Genomic DNA, 25797 nt, shown 5'->3' on the forward strand with positions numbered 1-25797 from the left:
GCACGCTGACCGGTCGGACCTCGCCTGTCACATAGTCGAGTCGCTTTCTCGGAGCAGGGTGTTCAGGATCGGGCCGATTTCTCCGGCGGCCGCCGGGTTCATCATGCCGGTGTGCCATTCGTCGATCGGGATCTCGTGGATGGCTCCGGTGATGTGCCCGTGCCAGGTACGGGCGATCTGGTCTCGGTACGGCTCGCGCGTGGCGACGAACAGCACGGCGTCGCCTTCGTAACAGTCCGGTGTGTGCGATACCGGCGCCATGAAGCTTTCGGTTACTCGCTCGACCTGTTGTGGGGTCAGGATGCCTTCGCTGCTGAGTCGCTCGGCGAGTAGCGGAAGCAGAGCTGCGGGGTCGTCGAGCTGTTGATCGTCTGGCATACCGAGGAATTCGCGCCAGCCGCGGAGGAATTCGACCAACGCCCGGTGGGCCCGGACGTCGTCGGGCTCGGTTGCGGGCAGCTGTTCGAGATTCTCCGCGATACCGGTGTCGACGAGGGCGAGAAGTCCGACGGGGTGGCCGAGCTGCCGCAGTCGTGCGGCCATGGCGTGCGCGATCTTTCCGCCGAGCGACCAACCGAGCAGGTGAAAGGTGGTGTCGGGGAAGGATTTCAGAATCTCCTCTACGTAACGCTCGGCGTACGCGTCCACCGATTCGAGGCGGGGACCGCTTTCGACGATGTAAGGATCTTGCAGGCCGTACACGGGTCGATCCGGGTCCAGGTGGCCCGCGAGCGCGCCGTACACCCATGCGAGACCACCGCCTGGATGGACACAGAACAACGGCGGTTTGCCGCCTGTCGAACGCAGCGGCGACAGCACGCCGAGTGATACACCCATCTCGGATTGCGGCTGCGCCAAATACCGCGCGAGGGACGCCGGTGTCGAATCGGCGAAGAGCAGCCGATAGGGAACGGCCGTCCCGGTGCGGGCACGAAGGTGGGACACCAACTTCATGGCGACCATCGAGGTGCCGCCGAGTGTGAAGAAGTCGTCGTCGACGCCAACCCGTTCTACTCCCAGCACTTCGGCGAACACCGACGCCACGATTTCCTCGAGCGGCGTCGAGGGCGCCCGATAGGTCGCACCCACCCAGTCCGGCGCGGGCAGCGCACGCCGATCGACCTTCCCGTGCGCGGTCAGCGGCCACGCGTCGAGCACCGTGACGGTGTCGGGGACCATGAACGACGGCAACCGTCGCGCCACCGCCTGCCGGATGGCCGCCGCATCGAGGGTGCACCCGGGTGAAGCCGCAACGTAGGCGGCCAGTCGTGCGCCGCCGACACCCGGGGTGTGGACGGTGACGACCGCCTGCTGTACCTCGTCCAAACCGGCCAGCGCGGCTTCGATTTCGCCGAGTTCCAGCCGTTGGCCGCGAATCTTGACCTGGAAATCGGCGCGACCCATGAACATCAATACCGCGTCGTCGTCGCCGGTGGACAGCCACCGCACCAGATCTCCGGTGCGGTACATCCGCGACCCCGACGACCCGTAGGGGTCGGCCACGAACGACGTCGCGGACAGCCCCGCCCGGTGCAGATATCCGCGCGCCACACCGGGACCGGCCACATACAGCTCGCCGACCGCACCCGGCGGTACCGGCCGTAATGACGAATCAAGCACCACCAACCGAACTCCCGGAATCGGACCACCCACCGACACCGGATCACCGACGTCCACCTGGGTGCCGGTCATCCAGATCGTGCATTCGGTCGGCCCGTACAGGTTGTACAGCCTGCGGACACCCGCGGCGTCCGTGCCCGACCACCGCCGCACCAACTCCGGCGGACATGCCTCGGCACCGGTCAGTAACACCCGCAGATCATCGAGCCCGCTGGGATCGATCGAGAGGCCGACCGCCGGCGACAGGAAGGCGTGCGTGACGCGCGCGCGGCTCATCAACTCCGCCAGCGGTTCTCCGGCGAAGACATCGCCCGGAGCGACCACCAATGCCGCACCGGCCGATACCGCCAACAGCATCTCCAGCATCGCGGCGTCGAAAGTTCTTGCGGCGACAGCTAATACGCGGGATTCACCATTCGGCTGATAGCGCGTCGACTGGGCGGCGGCGACGGCCGCCAATCCCGCATGGGTGACGGCCACACCCTTCGGCGTACCGGTCGACCCGGAGGTGTAGACGACATAGGCGGTATTGGCCGATCGTACCGTCGCGCCTCGGTCGATATCGGTGACTGGCGCGGCGCTGCACCGGGAAAGGTCCAGCCGGTGCAGGTCGAGCACCCGAATTCCGGCGGTGTCCGACCCAGCGGCGTCCGACCCGATTGCGTTGTCGCCGCTGGTAAGCACAAGGGCGGCAGCACAATCGGTGAGGATGAACCGATTCCGCTCGGCCGGATGGGTGGGATCGATAGATACGAACGCGGCGCCGGTCTTGACCACAGCCCACATCGCACGCACCCACGCCGCTGATCGCTCAATCGACACCGCGACAACGGATTCCGGTCCGATACCCGACTCGATCAGCAGCCGCGCGCACTGATTCGACCACTCATCCAGTTCCCGATAGGTCGACTCGCACCCGGACTCGATGACCGCTAGCCGATCCGCGTGCTCGACGGCAGCTCGATCCAGAATTTCGGTCAAGGCGACCCGCTCCGGGCCGTCGCCACCATCACCCCACTGCGACAACAACGTTCGCTCACTCGGATCGAGCATGTCGATGTCACGCAGACCCACCGTGGGATCTGCGACCACCGCATCGATGACGCGCCGCAGCCGCCGCGTCAATGCGGCAATCGTCGCCCGATCGAAAAGGTCGAGGGCATAGCTCACCCCGACCGTCAGGCCACCATGGGTATCAGGACTATCGGAAATGGTGACGGTGAGATCGAATCGTTCGACCCCGATGCCGAGCTCCATTGGCGTGCAACGAATTCCCGGCAGTTGCGCGCCCGCCGGATCGAAGTCGAGGTGCTGGAAGGCCAGCATCACCTGGAACAGCGGATGATGCGCCTGGGTTCGTGGCGGCTCCACCGCTTCCACCACCCGCTCGAACGGAATATCGGCGTGCGCGAACGCTGCCAGATCGACCCGGCGGCACTCCTCGAGCAGGTCGCCGAACGAGGCGGCTTCGTCGACCCGGGTCCGCAACACCAGCGTGTTGACGAACATGCCGACCAGCCCATCCAACGCCGCGGCACCTCGCCCCGCGATCGGCGTACCGACCGCGATATCGCCACTGCCCGACAACCGCGACAGCACCACCGCCAACGCCGCGTGCAGCACCATGAACACCGTCGCGTGCTGTGCGTGCGCGACTCGTCGCAGCCCGGCCGCCGTATCCGCGTCCACCGCAAACGAATACGTAGCACCGCGCTGCGAGGCCACCGCGGGGCGCGGCCGGTCGGCAGGCAACTCCAGCCGATCGGGCAAACCCGCCAACTGCCCGGTCCAATACCCGATCTGACGCGCCGACACGCTATCCGGATCGGACTCCGTCCCCAAAACCGCACGCTGCCAGAGGGTGTAGTCCGCGTACTGCACCGCCAACGGGGCCAACTCCGGATCCTGCCCCGCCCGACGCGCCGCATATGCCCGCGACAGATCCTGCGACAACGGCGCCAAGGACCAACCATCCGCCGCGATGTGATGGATGACCAGCACCAGTACATACTCGCCGGAACCGTTGTCCAGCAAGGTAACCCGCAATGGCGGCGTGCTCGGCAGATCGAAGCCGCGCCGCATCAGCGGCAGCACCACATCCTTGATCTCGGCCGCGTCGACGGCCCGCACCTCGACCGCCGCGGCGGCCTCGGCGACCGGCAGGATCCGCTGGTACGGGCTCCCGTCCCGGTCCGGGAACACCGTGCGCAGGGTTTCGTGGCGCGCCACCAGATCACCGATGGCAGCGATCAGTGCCTCGATATCCAGCTCACCGGTCAACCGCAGCACGAGGGGAATGTTGTAGGCCGGTGAGTCCGGTTCGAGTCGGTTGATGAACCACATCCGCCACTGCGCGGACGACAGCGGCAGGTATTCGGGTCGCTCGCGGACCACCAACGCCGACCACACCGGGTCTTCGGTCGAGCGCTCGGTGAGCATCTGTGCCAGCCCGGCCGCGGTCGGCGCATCGAATACATCTCGCACGCCCACCTCGGTGCCTGTCGTCGCGGCCACCCGGGACGCCACCCGGGTGGCCGACAACGAATGCCCGCCGAGTGCGAAGAAATCATCGTCGATCCCGACCCGGTCCACGCCGAGCACCTCCGCGAACACCGACACCACGATCTCCTCGAACGGCGTCGAAGGCTCCCGATACGTCACCAGCACCCGCTCCGGGGCGGGCAACGCGCGCCGGTCCACCTTGCCACTCGAGGTCAGCGGCAGTTCCGCCAGCACGGTGACGGTGTCGGGGACCATGAACGACGGCAGTCGTTGCGCGACTGTCCGCCGGACCGCGACAGAGTCGAGTAGGTGACCGGGTGCCGCGGTGACGTAGGCGGCCAATCGTATTGTCCCGCTCGGCTCGTCGGTGTGCGTGCTGACCACCGCATCCCGTACCTCGTCCAGCTGAGCCAACGCGGTTTCGATTTCGCCGAGTTCGAGGCGCTGGGCACGGATCTTGACCTGACGGTCGGCGCGTCCGGCGAACATCAACGTCCGACGCTCCCCCGCCGGCGTCCACCGCACCAGATCGCCCGTGCGATACATCCTCGACCCGGCGGGCCCGAAGGGATCGGCGACAAACGATCCGGCCGTCAACCCCGCCCGATCGAGATATCCGCGCGCCACACCGGGACCCGCGATATACAACTCCCCCACCACGCCCGCCGGTACCGGACGCAGCCACGCGTCCAGCACCGCCACCCGGACTCCTGGAATCGGCCCACCCAACGACACCGGTTCGTCCGGCCGCAATTCGGCCGCGGTGACCCAAATCGTGGACTCGCTCGGCCCGTACAGGTTGAACAGCTCACGGACTCCGGCGGCGTCGGTACCCGACCATTGCCGTACCAGCGCTGGCGGACACGCTTCACCGGCGACCATGAGCACCCGCAAACCGTCCAGCTGTTCGGCAGCCAACGTGGCCGCCACAGCCGGAGTCAAACACGCATGCGTGACACCCTCGGCATCGATCAACTCGGCCAACGGCGCACCGGCGAAAACGTCACCGGCAGTGACAACCAACGCCGCACCGACCGAAACCACCGACAACAATTCGAACACTGCCGCGTCGAAAGTTCTTGCGGCGACCACCAATACACGCGAATCGACGCTGAGGCCGAACAGCTGGCACTGCGCCGCCGTGACAGCGGCCAACCCCGCGTTGGTGACGGCGACACCCTTCGGTCTACCGGTCGTCCCTGAGGTGTACACGACGTAAGCGGTATTGCTCGACCGCGCAGCACCGCGTCGTTCTGCCTCGACCAACGGCGCGTCACTGTATCCGAGCAGATCCAGCCGGTCCGGATCGATCACCGGAATCCCGGCCTCGTTCAACTCCGCCGTGTCCAATCCGGGTGTCTCGGTGGCACTTCCAGCCTCGGCAAGCACGACCGTCGCGGCAGCGTCGGTGAGCACGAAGCGGTTCCGCTCCCACAGGTGCGCCGGATCGACGGACACGAAGGCGGCACCGGTCTTCGCGACCGCCCATACCGCCCGCACCCAGGACGTCGAGCGCGGAAGGGCGATCGCCACTACGGTTTCCGGACCGGCGCCCTGCTCGATCAGCATTCGCGCGCATCGATTCGACCAACGATCCAGTTCCCGATAGGTCAGGCGATTCCGCGCGTCGACAACCGCGAGCTGTTCCGGGAACTGCGCGGCCACGCGGGAGAGCATCTCGTTCAGCGTGCTCGCAGCAGGTCCGGCACCGCCGTCACCCCACTCCCGCAACAACTCCCGTTCGCCCGAATCGAGAACATCCAGATCACGCAATCCGACAGCGGGATCCGTCACTACCGCGTGCAGGATGCGCTGCAGCCGACGAGCCATCTGCGCGACGGTCGTTCGATCGAACAGTTCTGTGGCGTAACCGATGGTCACCGGGATATCGCCGTTCGGGTTCGGTATGTCGGCGACGGTGACGGACAGATCGAATCGTTCGACACTCGCACCGAGATTCATCGGCGTGACCTGAATTCCCGGCAGTTGTGCGGAGGCAGGATCCAGGTCGAGATTCTGGAAGGCCAGCATCACCTGGAACAGCGGATGATGCGCCTGGGTCCGGGGCAGATCGATGGCTTCCACCACGCGCTCGAACGGAATGTCCGCGTTGGCAAAGGCATCGAGATCCACCTGTCGAACCTGACCGAGCAAGTCCGTGAACGAACCGGCCTCGTCGATCCGCGTCCGCAACACCAACGTGTTGACGAACATCCCGACCAATTCGTCCAACGCCGCCGCACCTCGCCCCGCGATCGGCGTGCCGATCGCGATGTCCCCGGCACCGGACAACCGCGACAGTAGCAGCGCCACCGACGAGTGGACGACCATGAAGACCGTCACCCCATGGGCATTCGCCAGCTCGCCGATCCTGGCGAACAATCCGGCGTCCAGCACGAACGAATAGCTCGCGCCGTCGTGCGAGGCGAGCACCGGCCGCGAACGATCGGCGGGCAATTCCAGCCGATCCGGCAATCCCGCCAAATGCGTTGTCCAATAGGCGAGCTGACGCGTCAAGGTCGATTCCGGATCGGACTCCGCACCCAAAGTCGCACGCTGCCACAGCGTGTAGTCCGCGTACTGGACCGGCAACGGAACCCATTGCGGGGACTGTCCCGACCGGCGCGCCACGTACGCGGTCGACAAGTCCCGCGCCAGTGGCGCGATCGACCACCCGTCGGCGGCAATGTGATGGATCACCATCGCCAGCACGTACTCACCGGAACCGCTGTCCAGCAGGGTAACTCGCACCGGAAGCGCAGTCGACAAGTCGAACCCATGCCGAGTCGACGCCGTGACGGCAGCGTCGAGCTGTGCTGGATCCACCGACCGAACCTCGACGGTGACCACGGCCTGGTCGGCGGGGAGCACCCGCTGGAACGGTATCCCTTGCTCGTCGGGGAAGACCGTGCGCAGGCTCTCGTGCCGCGCCACCACGTCACCGATCGCGGCGATCAAGGCATCGGTGTCCAACGCACCGGTCAACCGCAGCACCAACGGAATGGTGTACGACCCCGACGCTCCGTGGAATCGGTTGATGAACCACATGCGCAGTTGCGCGAACGACAACGGCACCCGCTCGGGTCGCTCCCGAACCACCAACGCGGGCTCGGCCGAATCACCGGCACCGGCCGCCAATACCCGCGCCAACCGGGCGGGAGTCGGCGCCTCGAACACATCGCGCACGCCGATACGCACACCCGCTACCGCGGCCACCCGCGACGTCAACCGCATCGCCGACAGCGAATGCCCGCCCAGCGCAAAGAAATCGTCGTCCGCGCCGACCCGGTCGAGCCCGAGCACATCCGCGAATGCGTCCGCCACCAGCTGCTCGGCCGGCGTCGACGGCGCGCGGTAGGCCAGGCTGAGCTGTTCCGGCTCCGGCAAAGCGGCACGATCCACTTTGCCGCTCACGGTGAGCGGCAACTCGGGCAGCACCATGCACGCGTCGGGCACCATGTGCGCGGGCAGCCGATGCCTGGCAGCGGCCAGCACCTGCTGCGGGTCGAGATCGACGCCGACGAGATAGCCGATGAGTCGATCGGATGTCGCGTGCCGCACCACGATCGCTCGATGCACCCCCGGCTGCTCGGCGAGCACTGCCTCGATCTCACCGAGCTCGACCCGCTGTCCACGAACCTTGACCTGGAAGTCGTTGCGTCCCAAGAACTCCAAGTCACCCCGCGCGTTCCAGCAGACCAGGTCGCCGGTTCGGTACAGCCGGGAGCCGCTGCGACCGAACGGATTCGCGACGAAGGACGCGGCCGTCAGCCCTGGCCGGTTCGAGTACCCGCGCGCCTGCTGGATGCCGCCGAGATACAGCTCGCCGCGCACACCGACCGGCACCGGGCGCAGCGACGCGTCAAGGACGACCGCCTCGATGCCGCGGATCGGCCCGCCGAGGGTCACCGGCGCGGCGGGATCCATCGGATCGCTGATCGTGGTGACAATGACCGTCTCGGTCGGCCCGTACGCGACGTACAGCTCCCGCCCCGGCGCCCAAGCCGCCACCAGCTCCGCGGGTACCCGCTCGCCACCGGTGACGAGCACCCGCAGCGACGCCAACCCGGCGGGCGACATGGTCGCCAGCACACTCGTCGTCACGAAGGCATGCGAAACCCTGTGCTGCCGAATGATTTCCGCGAGGGACGCGCCACCGAAGATGTCCGGTGGCGACACCACCAACGCGGCCCCGTTCGGGTGCGCCATCAGCAGCTCCATCATCACCGCATCGAAACCCGGTGCCGATACCGCCAATACCCGCGCGTCCGCGTCCACGCCGTAACGCTCGCGCTGCTCGGCAGTGAAGTTCGCCAAGCCCTCATGGCTGACCACGACGCCCTTCGGGGTGCCTGTCGAGCCGGAGGTATAGATCACGTAAGCCGCGTGTCCCGGCCGGAGCGGGCGAACCCGGACCGCGTCGATCACCGCGGCCCCGGAAAACTCCTCGACGAGCGCGGGCAGATCCGGCCCGTCGAGCAGCACCCGATCGATCGTGCCCGGCACCGAGGCCACCGTGTCCGTCACCGACAAGGCAAGGCGCACCTCGGAATCGGCGATCATGCCGACGACCCGGTCCAGCGGATGGCGCGGGTCGATCGGCACGAAGGCCGCACCGGCCTTGGTCACCGCCCACAATCCGGCGAGGAACTCGATACCCCGGGGCATCACCAGCGCTACCGCGTCGCCCGGTCCGATGCCGCGGCTGATCAGTAAGCGCGCCAACCGGTTCGAATAGCTGTCCAGCTCACCGAAGCTCAGCGTCACCGCACCCGATATCACCGCGGGTGCGGCCGGGTCGAGGGCGGCTCCCGCGACCAGCAGATCCGCCAGCAGCCGTGGCGGCCGCGCCGGGCGGCCACGGACCGGCACCAGCCGAGCCCGCTCGGCCGCGGACAACATATCGATCGACTTCACCAAGACCGACGAATCGATGGTCATCGCATCCAGCACTCGCGCGAGCCGATCGGCACCGGCCTGAACCCACTCACGAGCGAATACCTCAGGCTGGTACTGCAATTGCGCCCGGAACGACTGTCCCTTGACGACTACCAACGCGAGCGGATAGTGCGCGGAATCGTTCGACCGCAGTTCTTCGACGCTCATGCCATCGATCGCCGCGGCCTGTGCCGCGAGGGCGGCCTCGTCGACGGGATAGGACTCGAACACCACGACGGTGTCGAAGATCGCCGAAACATCTAGTGCGGCATGGATATCGGCCAGGCCGATGTGATGATGTCCGAGCAAGCCCGACTGTTCTGCCTGTACTCGGTTCAGCACCGCGGCGATCGGCTCGCCCGGCTGGTAGCGGACCCGCACCGGGATGGTGTTGATGAACAGTCCGACCGCGGTCTCGATGCCCGGCAGCTCCGCGGGCCGCCCGGACACCGTCGCACCGAACACGACATCGTCGCGCCCGGTCAGATACCCCGCGACCATCGCCCACGCCACTTGGAACATGGTGTTCACCGTGACCCCGGCCGACGACGCAGCGGCGATCAGCCGGTCGGCGAGCTCGTGGCCGAAATCCACTGCGACAGAGCTCATTCGCGCTGCCGATCCGGCAGCCGCGGCGTGCGGCGCCAACAGCGTCGCCTCGGCGCCCTCGAGTGCCTGCCGCCAAACGTCAAGGGAGGCCGCTGGATCCTGTCGGCTGAGCCAGTCGAGGTAGGACCGATACGAACCCATCGGCTCGGCGATCGCGCCGTTCGGCGCCGCGTACACCGCAAGCAGCGTCTGCAGCAGCGACGGCATCGACCAACCGTCGAACAGCACGTGGTGATACGAGAGCAACAGCGTGTACCGATCCTCGGACACCGCGACCAGCGTGCAACGCATCAGCGGCGCCGTCTCGATGTCGAACGGCTCAGCCTTGTCCCGCTCCAGCACCTCCGCCAGCGCGGATTCGGGCTCCGCACGAAGGTCGACCTCGCGCCACGGCAACACCACGTCATCGTCAACGATCTGCACGCCGTCGCCTTCGGCGGTGGTACCGAACGCCACCCGCAAATTCGAATACCGCCGCAGCAGGGCGCCGACCGCGTGCCGCAGCCGGTCGGCGTCCACCGCGCCGGACAGCGTGATGGCGAGCTGCACCGCGTATACGTCCACCATCGACTCGGCCAGTCGGGCGTGGAACAGCAGACCGGATTGCAACGGCGACAACGGCCATACGTCGGCCAGGCTCGGGTAGCGCGCCTCCCACGTCACGATATCGGATTGTGTCGCCCGCACCAGCGGAAAGTCGGAGGGAGTATGTCCGCCTGCACGCGGATGGCGCAGCCTGCCGACGATGGCGCCCAGGGCGTCGACCCACCACTGGGCCAACTCATCGACCTCGGCCTCGTCGAGCACGGCTTCGAGGTAGCCGAAGGTGGCCGACAAGCGCCCATCGGTGACCACCGCCGTGATGTCGACGACCGCCGTCACCAGGACATGCAGGTCCTCGTCGGCTATCGGTGCGCCGAGTTCGTCGGTGACAGCGAACTCGGAAGTGGTTGTGCCGCTCGATGATCGGTTCGGAGACAGTTGGCCGAGATAGTTGAAGGCGACCTGCGCGGGCGGCGCGGCGGGCAAGGCCTGCGCCGTCTCCGGGTTGAGGTAGCGCAGCAGTCCGTAGCCGATGCCGTGGTCCGGGATCGCGCGCAGCTCCTCTTTCGCGCTCTTGACCGCCGTCTCGATCGCCGGTCCACCGGCGTAGGCGTCGTCGAGATCGATTCCCGTCAACGGGATCCGAACCGGATACACCGTCGTGAACCAACCGACCGTCGCGGTCAGGTCCGCACCCGCGAGGACCTGCTCTTCGCGCCCGTGCGCCTCCAACCGCAACAGCGTCGACGACTCCCGCACGCCGCGACCGGCCCGCCAGCGCTGCACGGCCACCGCCAGCGCGGCTACCAGCGCGTCTTGCACGTCACCGTGGAAAGCCGCAGGCACCCGAGTCAGCAATGCCTCGGTGATCTCCGGCGAAACCTGAACGCGCCGTATGCGTATCGCGCCCGCATCGCGAGCGGGGTCGACGGCCCGCGACCCGAGCAACGGGTCCGGCCCGTCGACGATCCGTTGCCACAGCGGCAGTTCCGCCACCCGACGCGGTGACCGTGCCTCCTCGATCATGCCGTGGGCCCAGCGCCGCATCGACGTCCCCGTCGGCGGCATCGACACCGCGCCGCCTGCGCGATACTGCTGCCACGCCGACATCAGGTCGGGCAGCATGATTCGCCACGAAACTCCATCCACCACAAGGTGATGCGCGAGGACAATGAGCTGACCGGCCTGTGCCGGGTCGGTGGGAACAACCCAAAGCACCTGCAGCACAACGCCATTAGCCGGAGCCAGTCTATTCAGCGCGGCATCGACCTCCGCCGCCACGAGCTGGCGGCGGCCCTTGGAATCGACGTCCGGCGCGATCACGATCGGGCGCACCAGCGACTCGACGTCTACCGTCCCGCTCGGCCGCGTCTCGAGCTGCCAGTCTCGGCCGTCGTGCCACAGCCGGGCCCGCAGCATGTCGTGCCGGTCGATCAACGCTGTCATGATGGCCGTCAAGCCCGCGCAGTCCAATCCGACCGGCGCCGTGAGCACCAGGGTCTGATTCAACCGCCGGAACCCGCCGTGCTCCACCATCCACCGAGCGATCGGCGTCAGCGGCAGCGCGCCGACACCACCGCCGGGCAGCTCCGCCAAAACCGTTGCCTGCTCCACCGATTCGGCCACCCGCGCCAACCCGGCCACCGTCCGCGCCTCGAACACCTGCCGCGGCGTGAACACCACACCGCGGTCCTTCGCCCGGGCTACCAGCTGAATCGACACGATGCTGTCGCCGCCCAAGGCGAAGAAGTCGTCGTCGGCTCCGACCTGGTCGAGCCCGAGGACCTGTGCGAATACCTCGGCCACAACCTTTTCGGTGGCGGTGGCGGGGGCCCGGTACGTCGTGGTCGCCCACTCCGGCTCCGGCAGCGCTCGCCGGTCCACTTTCCCGCTCGTGGTCAGCGGCAGCTCGTCCAGGACAGTGACGGTGTCGGGGACCATGTACGACGGCAATCGCCGCGCCGCGGCCGCCCGGATGGCGACCGGATCAGGGCGCTGGCCAGGAGCCGGGGTGAGATAGGCGGCCAGTCGCGCGGTCGCACCGTCGGCGACGGGGATGACGACGGCACGCAACACTTCGTCGAGTTCGGCCAGTACGGTTTCGATTTCGCCGAGTTCCAGGCGTTGGCCGCGAATCTTGATCTGGGAATCGGCGCGGCCGACGACGATCATCCCGGCGCCGTCCGGCAGCCAGCGCACCAGATCTCCGGTGCGGTACATGCGGGACCCGGCGGGCCCGAACGGATCGGCTACGAACGCCGCCGAGGTCGTGCCGACGCGGTTGAGGTATCCGCGTGCTACGCCAGGACCGGCTACGTACAGCTCACCGACCACACCCGGCGGCACCACATTCAGCCAGGCATCCAATACCAGCGAACGGATACCGGGAATCGGCTTGCCAATCGACACCGGTACTCCGGCAACCAGTTCCGCGCCGGTCACCCAGATCGTGGCCTCGCTGGGCCCGTACAGGTTGTGCACTGTCCGGGCGTCGCCGCCCGACCATTGCTGAACCAACGCGGGCGGACACGCTTCGCCGACCGTCATGAGCACTCGCAAATCATCGAGCTGCCGCGCGTCGAGCGTGGCCGCGACGGCCGGAGTCAAACACGCATGTGTCACACCCTCGGCGCGCATCAACTCCGTCAATGGTGGACCGGCGAAAACATCATTGGGAGCGACGATCAGCGCGGCGCCGACGGGTACGGCGAGCAGCAGCTCGAAGATCGCCGCATCGAAAGTGCGTGCGGCGACGGCCAATACGCGCGACTCGGTGGTCGACCGAAGGTCTCGGTGCTGAGCCGTGGCGATCGCGGCGAGCCCGGCATGGGTGAGTGCCACGCCTTTCGGTGTACCGGTGGACCCCGAGGTGTAGACGACGTACGCGGTATTGTCCGGCCGGATCGAGCTGAGCCGATCACTGTCCTCGATCGGGGCGGCATTCCATGCGGACAGGTCGAAGCCGTCCAGATCGAACACGACAATCCCGGGCACTTCCCATTCGCCTGCCACGGTGAGCAGCACGGCAGCCGCGCAATCGGCGAGGATGCCGCGATTGCGCGCCAGCGGCTGCGCCGGATCGATGGAGACGAATGCGGCCCCGGTCTTCGCGACCGCCCACACCGCACGCATCCAGGCCATTGACCGGGGAATAGCGATCGCCACAACGGTTTCCGTGCCGACCATGAGCTCGATCAGCGCCCGCGCACACCGATTCGACCACTCGTCGACATCCCGATACGTCCACTGCTGCCCCGCGTCCATGACCGCGGGCCGCGCCGCGAATTCCGCCGCGGCGCTGGCGAGCAGCTCGGGCAACAGCCGCAGCTGCGGGCCCGCGCCGCCGTCGCCCCACTGGCGCAACACCATTCGCTCGTCCGGCGTGAGCAGATTCAGCGCACGCAAGCCGATCGCCGGATCTGTCACCACCGCGCGCATAAGGTGCTGCAAGCGGCGAGCGAACGCGACGATCGTCGACCGATCGAACAGGTCCAGCGCGAAGCTGAGGGTGATCGGCACGTCGGCGGTGGTGCTGTCCGGAATGTCGGCGACGGTAATGGTGAGATCGAATCGTTCGACCCCGATGTCCAGGCTCCGCAGCGGCTCGACCTCGAGTCCGGGCAGCTGTGCCAACGCCGGGTCCAGGTCGAGATTCTGGAAGGCCAGCAGCACCTGGAACAACGGATGGTGCGCCTGGCTACGGGGTGGGTCGATGGCCTCGACGACTCGTTCGAAGGGAATGTCGGCGTGTGCGAACGCGGCCAAGTCCACCCGGCGGCACTGGTCGAGCAGGTCGGTGAACGAACCGCCCGCGTCGACCCGGGTTCGCAACACGAGCGTGTTGACGAACATGCCGATCACCCCGTCCAACGCCGACGCGCCGCGACCCGCGATCGGCGTACCCACCGCGATGTCGGCGCTGCCCGACAACCGCGACAGCAGCACCGCCACCGCCGCGTGTACCACCATGAACACCGTCACCTGATGGGTGCGCGCCACCGCGCCCAACCCGGCCACCGTCGCGGCATCCAGGGTGAACGAATATGCACCGCCACGCTGCGAGGCGACCACCGGCCGCGGCCGATCGGCAGGCAACTCCAATCGATCCGGCAAACCCGCCAAATGCTCTGTCCAATAAGTAATCTGGCGCGCGGCCAAACTTTCCGGATCGGACTCCGCGCCCAGCACCTCACGCTGCCACAACGTGTAGTCGGCGTACTGCACGGGCAACGGCACCCACTGGGGCGTCCGCCCCGCCCGACGGGCGGTGTAGGCCAGCGACAGATCACGCACCAACGGTGCTATCGACCATCCGTCGGCGACAATATGATGCAGCACGACGACGAGCAGATGGTCATCGGATCCACTGCACAGCAACGTGACTCGCCACGGCGGCCGCGCGGACACGTCGAATCCCTGCCGCACAATACTGGTAACCCGGTGGGTGAGCTCGGTCGAATCGACAGTATCCAGCGCGACCGCCGCAGCACCATCGATCGGCACGATCCGCTGGCACGGTATCCCCTTCTCGTCGGGAAATACCGTGCGCAGGCTCTCGTGCCGTGCCACCACATCACCTATGGCCGCGGACAACGCCGCCGCATCCAGTTGCCCGCGCAAACGCAGCACCATGGCAATGTTGTACGCGGGTGAGTCCGGCTCGAACCGGTTGATGAACCACATCCGAGACTGCGCGAACGACAACGGGATTCGGTCCGGCCGGTCGCGCGGTGCCAACACCACGCTCGGCTCTGCCGCGGTCTCGGCCCGCACCGCCAACGTTCCGGCCAATCGGGCGGCGGTGGGCGCGTCGAACACGTCGCGCACTTCGACCGCGATGCCCGTGGCCGTCGCCACGCGTGACGCCACCCGCGTCGCCGACAGGGAATGCCCGCCCAACTCGAAGAAATTGTCGTCGGCGCCGACCCGGTCGGCGCCGAGTACGTCCGCGAAGACCGAGACGACGATCTCTTCCAACGGTGTCGACGGGGCCCGATAGGTCGAGGTGATCAACTGCGGGGCGGGCAGGGCGCGACGGTCTACCTTACCGTTGGGCATCAGCGGCAGCTCATCGAGGATGACGATGGCGGCCGGAATCATGAACTCCGGCAACCGATCTGCCGTGAACTGCCGGATCTCGGCGACCAGATCTGCGATACCGGGATCGTTGACGTAGGCGCCCGGCGAATCCAGCGGACCCGCGCTCAGATAGATGTCGTCGAACACCGCGGCCTCGTCCGCGTCGCGGACGAGGACCGCGTCCATCCGGCCTGCCTGCGCCGCCCAGGTGACAGCGACCGTGAAGCCCAATTCCGTGCCGAGCGAACGGATTTCGTGCGGCAGCGCCGTCGTGGTGGTGCTGCCCAGGTCGAGATCGGCCACCCGCACGTGCTCGGCCGCGGTATCGACGCTTCGGGTGGCCGCAACGTCCAGAATCGTTCCGGTCTGCGGTATTCCGGTGATTCGCAGGCTGCAGGGCCGCTCGGCGACCAGCTGTGCGCGCAGTCCTCGCAGGTCACCGAATTCGGACCAGGGACGCTGTGGCAGTCCGGCAAGCGAACAAACCTGCGCGGGGGCCTTGTGCAGGACCACGTCGTAGCGGTAGCGCGTCAACTCGTTGTCGACCGGCGCGTACTTCAACTCGATACCCACCGCGGCTGCGCCGAAGACCTTGTCCCGCAACGCGAGGAAGAACTCGGGGGCGACCAGCAATTCCTGCTCGGCCGTCAGCGCGCGCCGCGCGCGCTCCCGCACCGCCGCCACGGTGTCGGCGTCCCCGCCGCCGGGCAGCTGTGTGCCGGTGGCGAACTCCCGCAGCAAGGTCAGGTTGCGGACGTCGCCGATGAACATGGCACCGCCGGGCAGCAACAGCCCCACTGCCTTGTCGATCACGTCCATCAGGTAGGCGGCGTTCGGGAAGTACTGTGCGACCGAGTTCAGCACCACCACATCGAATCGGTCCTGCGGCAGGCCTGAGATGTCGTCGGCGGACTGCACTCGCAGACGCACCCGATCGGCCCAGTCCACCGCCGATTCGTTCAGCCGTGATCGGAGATTTCCGATGGTCGCTTCGGAGAAATCGGTGCACCAGTACTCGGCGCACCGCGCTGCCAGTCGCGACATCAGCAATCCCGATCCGACACCGATTTCCAGCACCCGCACCGGCCGCAGGCCGAGAACCCGTTCGACTACCGCGTCCCGCCACTCCCGCATCTGTGCAACGGGAATCGGTTCTCCGGTGTAACTACTGTTCCAGCCGCCGAAATCGGCGTCCAACGCCATCGGCTCGGCGAATTCACGGCCGTCGCCGAGGTAGCTTTCCTTGCCCGCGTACAGGTTGTCGTAGACCTGTCGCCAATGGCCGACCAGCTCGGCCGCCCGGTCGCTGTCGGCGACGACCGTCGTTTCGCGATCGCGAACAACGTAGGCGACTAACTGCTTGTCGATCACAGCGGTAGTGTCGGCGGAGGCGAGAGCGCGGGCGACGACCACCGCGCGCGACACCGCCGGATGCGCAACCAAGGCCGCCTCGACCTCGCCGGGCTCGATCCGATATCCGCGCACCTTGACCTGATCGTCGGCCCGGCCCGCGAATTCGAGGACGCCGCCGCGGGTCCACCGCACCACGTCGCCGGTCCGGTACATCCGCTCGGCCGCGCCGAAGGGGCACGCCACGAACCGCTGCGCGGTCAACCCGAGCCGCCCGGCGTAACCCCGCGCCAATTGCGCTCCGGCTACGTACAATTCGCCCGCCACGCCAACCAAAACCGGGCGCAACCGCGAATCCAGCACGAACACCCGCACATTCGCCACCGGCGTGCCGATCGATATCCGTTCATCGGCAGACCACTGGTGCGAACCGAGGATCTCCTGGGTCGACACGCAGACCGTGTTCTCGGTCGGCCCATAGGCATTGGCGACATCGACACCGGGCCAGCGATCCCGGAAGCGCGCTACCGCGGCCGAACTCAGGGCGTCGCCACCGGTGACGACCTGACGCACCGGTGCGGCGTCGAGCTCGGCACCCGCGGTCGCGAGCAGTTCGAAGAGCGCGGTCGCCACGAACATTGTCGTGACGCGATGGCGGGATACCGTGCGCATCAGCGCGGAAAGGTCGAGCCGATCGGGTGGTGCGATGACGAGGGTCGACCCCGCCAGCAACGCAGGCCACAACTCATACGCCGACGCATCGAACGCCATCGACGAATGCAACAACACCCGCTCACCCGGACCACCAGGCCACCCATACACCGCCATATTCACCACACCGCGATGCTCGACAACCACACCCTTCGGACGCCCCGACGAACCCGACGTATAAATCACATACGCCGCATCATCAAGCGACAACATCGGCAGACCACCGCCTGATGATTCCTCCGCAACACAATCAACGTCATCCAGACACATCGACGCTCGCCGACCCAACGGCAGCTCCGCTTTCGCGGAAACCGTCGTCAGCACAAGCAACGGATCCGCGTCATCGAGAATGAATTCGATACGACCGGCCGGATACTCCGGATCAATCGGCAAATACGCACCACCCGCGACCACCACGGCCAGCACAGCGGTCACCAAATCCACCGACCGCGGCAACGCCACCGCCACCACCGAACCCCGGACCACACCCCGGCCTACCAGCACCCGCGCCAAAACATCTACCCGCCCGGCCAATTCGCGATACGTGAGGTGGCCGTCGGCATGCGCGACAGCGACCGCGTCCGGCGTGGCCGCTACCTGTCGATCGAACAGGCGCGCAACGGAGGTCGCCGCCGGCAACGGCGCCGCGGTGTCGTTCCAGGTCCGCAGCAACCGACCGCGTTCGTCGGGCGCGAGAATATCTATCTGACCGAGGCGGATTCCTGGGTCTGCGGTGACAGTGCCCAGGAGCCGCAGGTAACGCGCGGCGAGGTCCACCACGGAATCGCGATCGAACAGGTCGGTGGCGTATTCGATCCGGCCCGACAGCGCCGGGGCCGCGTTGTCAGCGGGATTCACCCGTTCGACCACATCGACGTGCAAGTCGAATTTCGCGGTGCCGGTTGTCGCCGGAATGATCTCGACATCCAGCTCCGGCAGCCGCAGCTCGGGCAACAGGTTGTTCTGCAAGGCGAACGACACCTGAAACAGTGCGTGGTACGCGGGAGAACGCGTTGGTTGCAGCAATTCGACCAGCCGCTCGAAGGGCGCGTCCTGATTCTCGTAGGCGGTCAGGGCCTTTCGGCGGACCTGGTCGAGCACCTGCTCGAAACGAGGGTTACCGGAAAGGTCAACCCGCAACACCCACGTATTGACGAAGAAGCCGATCAAGTCGTGCGTCGCCTCTTGGGTGCGTCCCGCGACGGGACCGCCGATACAGATGTCCTCGCCCGCGCCGACCTGCGACAACAACACCGCAAGCGTCGACTGCAACAGCATCGACACTGTCACTTGGCGATCGTGGGCGAGTCGATACAGCGCCGCGCACAATGCTGGCTCGAAGGCGAACTCGATCACATCGCCGCGGTTGCTGGCGATCGGCGGGCGCGGGCGGTCCGTCGGCAGCGTTATCGGCTGCGGGGCGTACGCCAGTTCAGTTGCCCAATAGCGCAATTGCGTCGCCAATACACTGCCCGGATCGGACTCCGCGCCCAGCGTCGCCCGCTGCCACAGCGCGAAGTCCGCGTACTGCACCGGCAGTGGCGCCCACCGCGGTGCCTGTTCCTGTCGACGCGCGGTGTACGCGGCAGAAAGGTCCCGCACGAACGGCGCGATCGACCAACCGTCCGCGGCGATGTGATGCAGCACCAACACCACGATGTGATCATCGAACCCGTTGCGCAACAACGTAACTCGCAACGGTGTCGCCGACGAGACATCGAATCCGCGCCGCACCAGGCCGGCCAGGGTCGGCTCGAGCTCACAGGGCTCGACCGTACTCGTCTCGATCCTCGGCGCGGCCAGCTCGACCGGCAGAATCCGCTGGAACGGCACCCCGTCCGCATCCGGGAACACGGTGCGCAGGCTCTCGTGCCGCGCCACCACATCCGTCAACGCCGCGGCCAACGCCGCCTGATCGAACGGCCCGCGCAATCGCAACACCATCGGAATGTTGTAGGCCGGTGAGTCCAGTTCGAATCGATTGATGAACCACAGCCGGGATTGGGCGAACGACAACGGCATCCGCTCCGGACGCTCTCGCACCACCAACGCCGGTCGTGCCGGGTCGAGGTCGGCCCTGCGTTCGGCAAGCGCCTGCGCCAGCCGAGCGGGGGTGGGGGCCTCGAACACATCCCGCACGCCCACCTCGATACCGAGCACCGCGCTCATCCGCGCGGCCACCCGCATCGCCGACAACGAATGTCCGCCCAGCGCAAAGAAATCGGCATCGGCCCCGACGCGGTCCACCCCGAGCACCTCGGCGAACACGGTGACGACGATCTCCTCGGCCGGCGTCGACGCGGCGCGATGGTCCGCGACGGCGAAGGTCGGCGCGGGCAACGCGCGACGATCCACCTTGCCGTTAGGCGTCAACGGAAGGCTGTCGAGTACGACGATCGCCGACGGGACCATGTACTCCGGCAGCCGATCCGCGACGAAGCGTCGAATATCGTCGGTGCGAACGGCTTCTTGCCGCGCCGCGTCCGCTCGATCGAGCACGACGTACCCGACCAGCCGCTTGTCCATGACGCTCACCGAATCCGCGGCATCGATCGCACGCGCGATCACCACCGACTGCGACACCAAAGGGTGTGCGGTCAACGCCATCTCGATCTCACCGGGCTCGATCCGGTACCCGCGCACCTTCACCTGTTCATCGGCACGAGTAACGAATTCGAGCACACCCGCTCGGGTCCACCGGACCACGTCACCAGTCCGGTACATGCGCTCACCGACGCCGAACGGACAAGCCGAGAAGCGCTCCGCGGTCAGGCCCGGACGATGCCGATACCCACGCGCCAGTTGCACTCCGGCGACATACAATTCGCCCGCGACACCCACCGGCGCCGGCCGCAACCGCGAATCCAGCACGTATACCCGCATATTCCCCACGGGTGCGCCGATCGGCACGCTGGCCCCACTCGCCAACTCCGGCGAATCGGGGATCTCATAGGTCGATACGCACACCGTATTCTCGGTCGGCCCATAGGCATTGACCACATCGATCCCCGGCCACCTGTCACGGAAGCGCGCGACCGCGACGGGTCGCAACGCGTCACCCGCGGTGACCACTCGGCTTACCGAGTCGAGCGTCAGTTCCGGACCTGAGCTCGCCACTATCTCGAACAGCGGGGTCGTCACGTACAGCGCGGTCACGCGATGCCGGGATATGGCCCGGTTCAGCTCGGCGATATCCGATCGGCCAGGCGGTGCGATGACGAGGGTGGACCCCGCCAGCAACGCGGGCCACAACTCATACGCCGACGCATCGAACGCCATCGACGAATGCAACAACACCCGCTCACCCGGACCACCAGGCCACCCATACACCGCCATATTCACCACACCGCGATGCTCGACAACCACACCCTTCGGACGCCCCGTCGAACCCGACGTATAGATCACGTACGCCGCATCAGCAGGCGACAACACCGGCAATCCGAACGACTCATCCTCGAGATCCACAACATCCAGGCACAACGACGCCCGCCCACCCAACGGCAAGCCCGCACCCACAGCGGCCGTCGTCAACACCAGCGACGGATCAGCATCACCCACAATGAACTCGATACGGGCAGCCGGATACTCCGGATCAATCGGCAAATACGCACCACCCGCCACCACAACCGCCAACACAGCGGTCACCAAATCCACCGACCGCGGCAACGCCACCGCCACCACCGAACCCCGAACCACACCCCGGCCCACCAACACCCGCGCCAAAACATCCACCCGCACAGCCAATTCCGCGTAGGTCAGCGCCTCGTCGCCGAACCGCAGTGCGACCGCGGCCGGTGCCGATTCGACGCGCGCGCGGAACGCCGCCACGATCGTGGTCTCCGTCACCGTGCTCTCGGACCGCGAGTTCCACTGCGTCAGCAGCAGTTCGCGTTCGGCATCGGCCAGGAGATCGATATCGGCAATCGCTTCCGACGGATCAGCGCTCACCGCGCGCAGCACCCTGAGGTAGCTGTCGGCGATGCCGGTCACCGTTGCGCGGTCGAACAGGTCGGTGGCGTATTCGATCCGGCCGATCAGCACCGCGGGAGTCGCTGTACTGCTGGAGATTTCGAGCAGGTCGAAATGCAGGTCGACCTTGGCGCTTCCGGTGGAGACAGGGAGGAATTCGGCAACCAGGTCGGGCAGCTCGAGGGCGGGCAGGCCATCGTTCTGCAGCTCGAGCGACACCTGGAACAGCGGGTTGTAGGCCGTCGACCGGGCCGGATTGAGCAGTTCCACCAGCCGCTCGAAAGGCGCGTCCTGATTCTCGTAGGCGGTCAACGCCTTACGACGGACCTGGTCGAGCACCTCCTCGAAACGCGGGTTACCGGACAGATCCACCCGCAGCACCCACGTATTGACGAAGAACCCGACCAACTCCCGCAGCGTCTCCTCGGTACGCCCGGCAACCGGACCGCCGATCGAGATATCCGCTCCGGCGCCGAGCCGCGACAACAGCACCGCGAGCGCCGCCTGCAACACCATCGACGCGCTGACCCTGCGCTCACGAGCGAGCCGGGACAGCGCCTCGCGCAGCGGTGCGTCGACGGTGAATTCGACGACGTCACCGCGGTTGCTCAGCACCGGCGGGCGCGGCCGATCGGTCGGCAGCGACACCGGTTGGGGCGCGTCGGCCAATTCCGTTTCCCAGTAACGGTATTGAGCCGCGAGCGCACTCTCCGCGGCGGACTCCGAATCCAGGAGTTCGCGTTGCCACAATGCGTAATCCGGGTATTGCACCGGCAGCGGGCTCCATCCCGGCTCCTGTCCCGCCCGCCGTGCCGTATAGGCCATCGACAGATCCCGCAGCAACGGCGCCATCGACAAGCCGTCCGCGGCGATGTGATGCACCACCAACACCATGACGTGCTCGGCATCACCGCACCGAAACACAGTGGCCCGCAGGGGCATATCTACCCGCAGGTCGAATCCGCGCCGAACCCGCTCGGCCACCGCGTCGGCCAGGCCGCCCGGATCCACCGCGGTCACCTCGAGCACCGGCGCGCTCGCCACCACCTCCTGACATGGCACCCCGTCCAGCTCGGGATAGCGGGTCCGCAGCGCTTCATGGCGCGCGACCACCGCACCGAGCGCCGCCGTCAACGCGTCGGTATGCAGCGAGCCGATCAGACGGAATACCAACGGGATGTTGTAGGTCGGCGAAGCGGGATCGAACCGGTTGATGAACCACATGCGTAACTGCGCGAACGACAACGGAATTCGCGCCGGCCGCGCGCGGGCAACCAGCTTCGACCGCACCGGACCGGTCTCGCGTGCGGTGAGCACCCGAGCCACCGCGGCGGGTGTTGGCGCGTCGAAGATGTCTCGCACACCGACCGCACGGCCGGTCACCTCCGCCAGTCGGGCCGCGACCCGCGTCGCCGAGATCGAATGCCCACCACGCGCGAAGAAATCGTCGTCGACACCGACGCGGTCTACCCCGAGCGCTTCGGCGAACGCGGCGGCGACAATCTCCTCGAAGGGTGACGATGCCGCGCGGTAAGTCGCAACCAGTCGCCGCGGTGCAGGCAACGCGCGGCGATCCACCTTCCCGCTCGAGGTCATCGGCAATGCGTCGAGAACCGTGATGGTCTCGGGGACCATGTACGGCGGCAGCCGTCGCGCCAGTGCCTGCCGGACCGTGTCCACATCAATGGCGCGTCCCGGCGCGGCGGTGAGATAGGCCGCGACCCAAGCCGTTTCGGTCTGCCCGCCGACGGCGGCGACGATGGCGTGCCGCACCTCGTCCAGCCCGGACAGCGCGACCTCGATCTCGCCGAGTTCGACGCGCTGGCCGCGAATCTTGATCTGCGCGTCCGCGCGGCCGACGAAAACCAGTGCCGCGCCATCGGTACCGCTCAGCTCCCAGCGCACCACGTCTCCGGTGCGGTACATCCGCGCACCCGCCGGACCGTCCGGATCGGCTACGAACGATGCCGCGCTCAACCCGACCCGGCCGAGGTAGCCGCGGGCCACACCGGGACCGGCCACATACAACTCCCCCGCCACACCGGGTGGCGTCGGCCGCAGCCACGCGTCCAGCACCGCAAGCCGGACTCCCGGTATCGGCGCACCCAGCGACACCGCATCGCCTGGACGCAGCGCCGCACTGGTGACCCAGATCGTGGTCTCGCTCGGCCCATACAGGTTGTACAACAGACGAATACCGGCGGTGTCGCTCCCCGACCATTGCCGCGCCAGCGCGGGCGGGCACGCGTCGCCTGCCACCATGAGTACTCGCAAATCATCGAGTTGCGTCGCATCGAGTGTGGCCGCGACGGCCGGAGTCAAACACGCATGTGTCGCACCCTCGGCACGCATCAACTCCGTCAGCGGCGCTCCGGCGAAAACATCACTGGGAGCGACGATCAGCGCCGCACCGACCGATAGCACCGACAGCAGCTCGAACACCGCCGCGTCGAAAGTGCGGGCGGCAACGGCCAATACCCGAGAGTCGCTGTCGAGCCGATACTGTCGGCCCAGGGTGCCCGAGACTCCGGTCAGTCCCGTATGGGTGACGGCAACACCTTTCGGTGTGCCCGTCGAACCCGAGGTGTACACGATGTAGGCGGTGTTGCCGATTCGCACCGCAGCGCGTCGATCCGCCTGGACGATCGGGGCAGCGCTGCACTCCTCCAGGTCGAGCCGGTCGATATCGACGACTCGGATCCCGTCCGATCCGATTGTCTCCGAGCTGGTTTCGCTGCAGGTGAGCAGGATCGCCGCCGGGCAATCGGCGAGGATGAACCGGTTCCGTTCGACCGGATGGGCGGGATCCACGGTCACGAACGCGGCCCCGGTCTTGGCGATCGCCCATACCGCACGCACCCATGCCGCCGAGCGCGCAATGGCAACCGCCACCGCGGTTTCCGGCCCCGCACCGCAGTCGATCAATGTCCGCGCGCACCGATTCGACCACTCATCCAGCTCTCGGTACGTCCACGCGCGCCCGGTGTCGCGCAGCGCGAGCCGATCCGCGTGCGCCGCCGCGGCCCGAGACAACATGTCGGGCAACGTGACTTGCGCGGGACCCGAACCACCGGCACCCGACTCCCGCAACAACCGCTGCTCGTCGGGCTCGAGCAATGCCACGGAGCGCACCGAGATCCCGGTGTCCGTGAGCACGCTGCGCAAGAAGCTGTCGAGGAACCGCGCGAACCGCCGGTGGTGGTAGGCGACCTGGTCGGATGTGTACGCGCTGGGGTTGGCGAAGAAATCGACCCTGGTGCTCTCGCCGCCGACGGCCGGATAGACATTCACCGAGAGATCCGGCACCAGGCCCGGGGTCAATACCCGCAACCGGCCGGTGATGTCGCCGAGGACGATCTTCGTATCGAGGATCATCAGGTCGACCATCGGCCCCGCCGCCTGCGGAAGATGGCGGGCGGCCACCGATTCCGCGTCTTCGAGCATGTCCTCGTGCCGGTAGCGTTGCGCGCGAAGGACATCCATCAGCGTGCGCTGTGTCGCCGCGAGGAGCGAGCCGATGGTGCGTTCGGGGGTCACGGTGATCCGGAACGGCACGATGTTGGCGGTCATCCCGCCGGAGCGGCTCATCGCCGCCGTCACCCGCGCGGACACCGGCAAGCTCAGCACCACATCGTCGGAGCCGGTCATCCGCGCCAGGTACAAACCGAACGCGGCGAGGATGAATACGGCCGGTCCGACCGATCGGGTCGTGACGGCGGTACGGAGCGCGCTGTCGGTTTCGGCGCACAGCACAGCGCTCACCGACAGGGGATGCTCGTCGGCGAGCGCGACCCGATCGGTGAGGGTCACCGGCTCGGGCAGCTCTGCCACATACTTCGACCAGAACACCCGATCGTCGTCGAAGCGTTGCGAGGCACGATACTGCGCGTCCGCGGCGACGATCTCGCCGAGCGATCGAATCGCCTGGCCCCCAGGCTCCGTGTTGTCCAGCGCAGCCGTGTAGAGCAGCGCGCTTCGAGTGAGGATGTTCAGTGCGGCGATTCCGTCCAGCACGATGTGATGGGCGCGCAAGTACCAGAACCACCGGCGCTCGGCGACCCTTACTATCGCGCCCATCACCACCGGGCCATGCGGCAGGTCGATGGGTGCGCGGTAGTCGCCGTGCATCCAGTCCAGCGCCGCGGCAACAGGATCGGGCGCCGAGGTGCAATCCAGTTGCTGCACTGCGCTATTGGCGGTGTCGTCCACCACTTGCCGCGGCTGTCCGTCCACCTCGACCACACGCACGCGACTGACCTCGAACTCGTCGAGCGCCTGCGCGAACGACGCGGTCAGCAGCGCGGTGTCGAGCTCACCGGCGAGCTCGACGTATAACGCGTTCGACACCGGCGTGGCGCCGGCCAACTGCTGCAGCAACCGAATCGCCCGCTGTGCCGCGGTCAGCGGATAGGAGGGCGGGTGGCTGTCGCGGGCATGCAGGGGTGAACGTTGGTCGGGCATCCCGCCTCCTGAAGA

The 25797-nt window shown here is 67.2% G+C and carries 1 protein-coding gene; it reads right to left on the reverse strand.

What is annotated here, in order from left to right; genetic code table 11:
- Positions 1-27 precede the first annotated feature (27 nt).
- Positions 28-25782, reverse strand: coding sequence for a non-ribosomal peptide synthase/polyketide synthase (locus ACIA8C_RS09220; RefSeq protein ID WP_397132624.1), 25755 nt, complete (start codon positions 25780-25782; stop codon positions 28-30).
- Between the last annotated feature and the right edge of the window lie 15 nt (positions 25783-25797).

The organism is Nocardia sp. NPDC051321 (assembly GCF_044455225.1).
Lineage (GTDB): Bacteria > Actinomycetota > Actinomycetes > Mycobacteriales > Mycobacteriaceae > Nocardia.

Excerpts from the sequence above, each read along its gene's own strand:
- ACIA8C_RS09220 (WP_397132624.1), bottom strand. The coding sequence starts at position 25,782 with ATGCCCGACCAACGTTCACCCCTGCATGCCCGCGACAGCCACCCGCCC.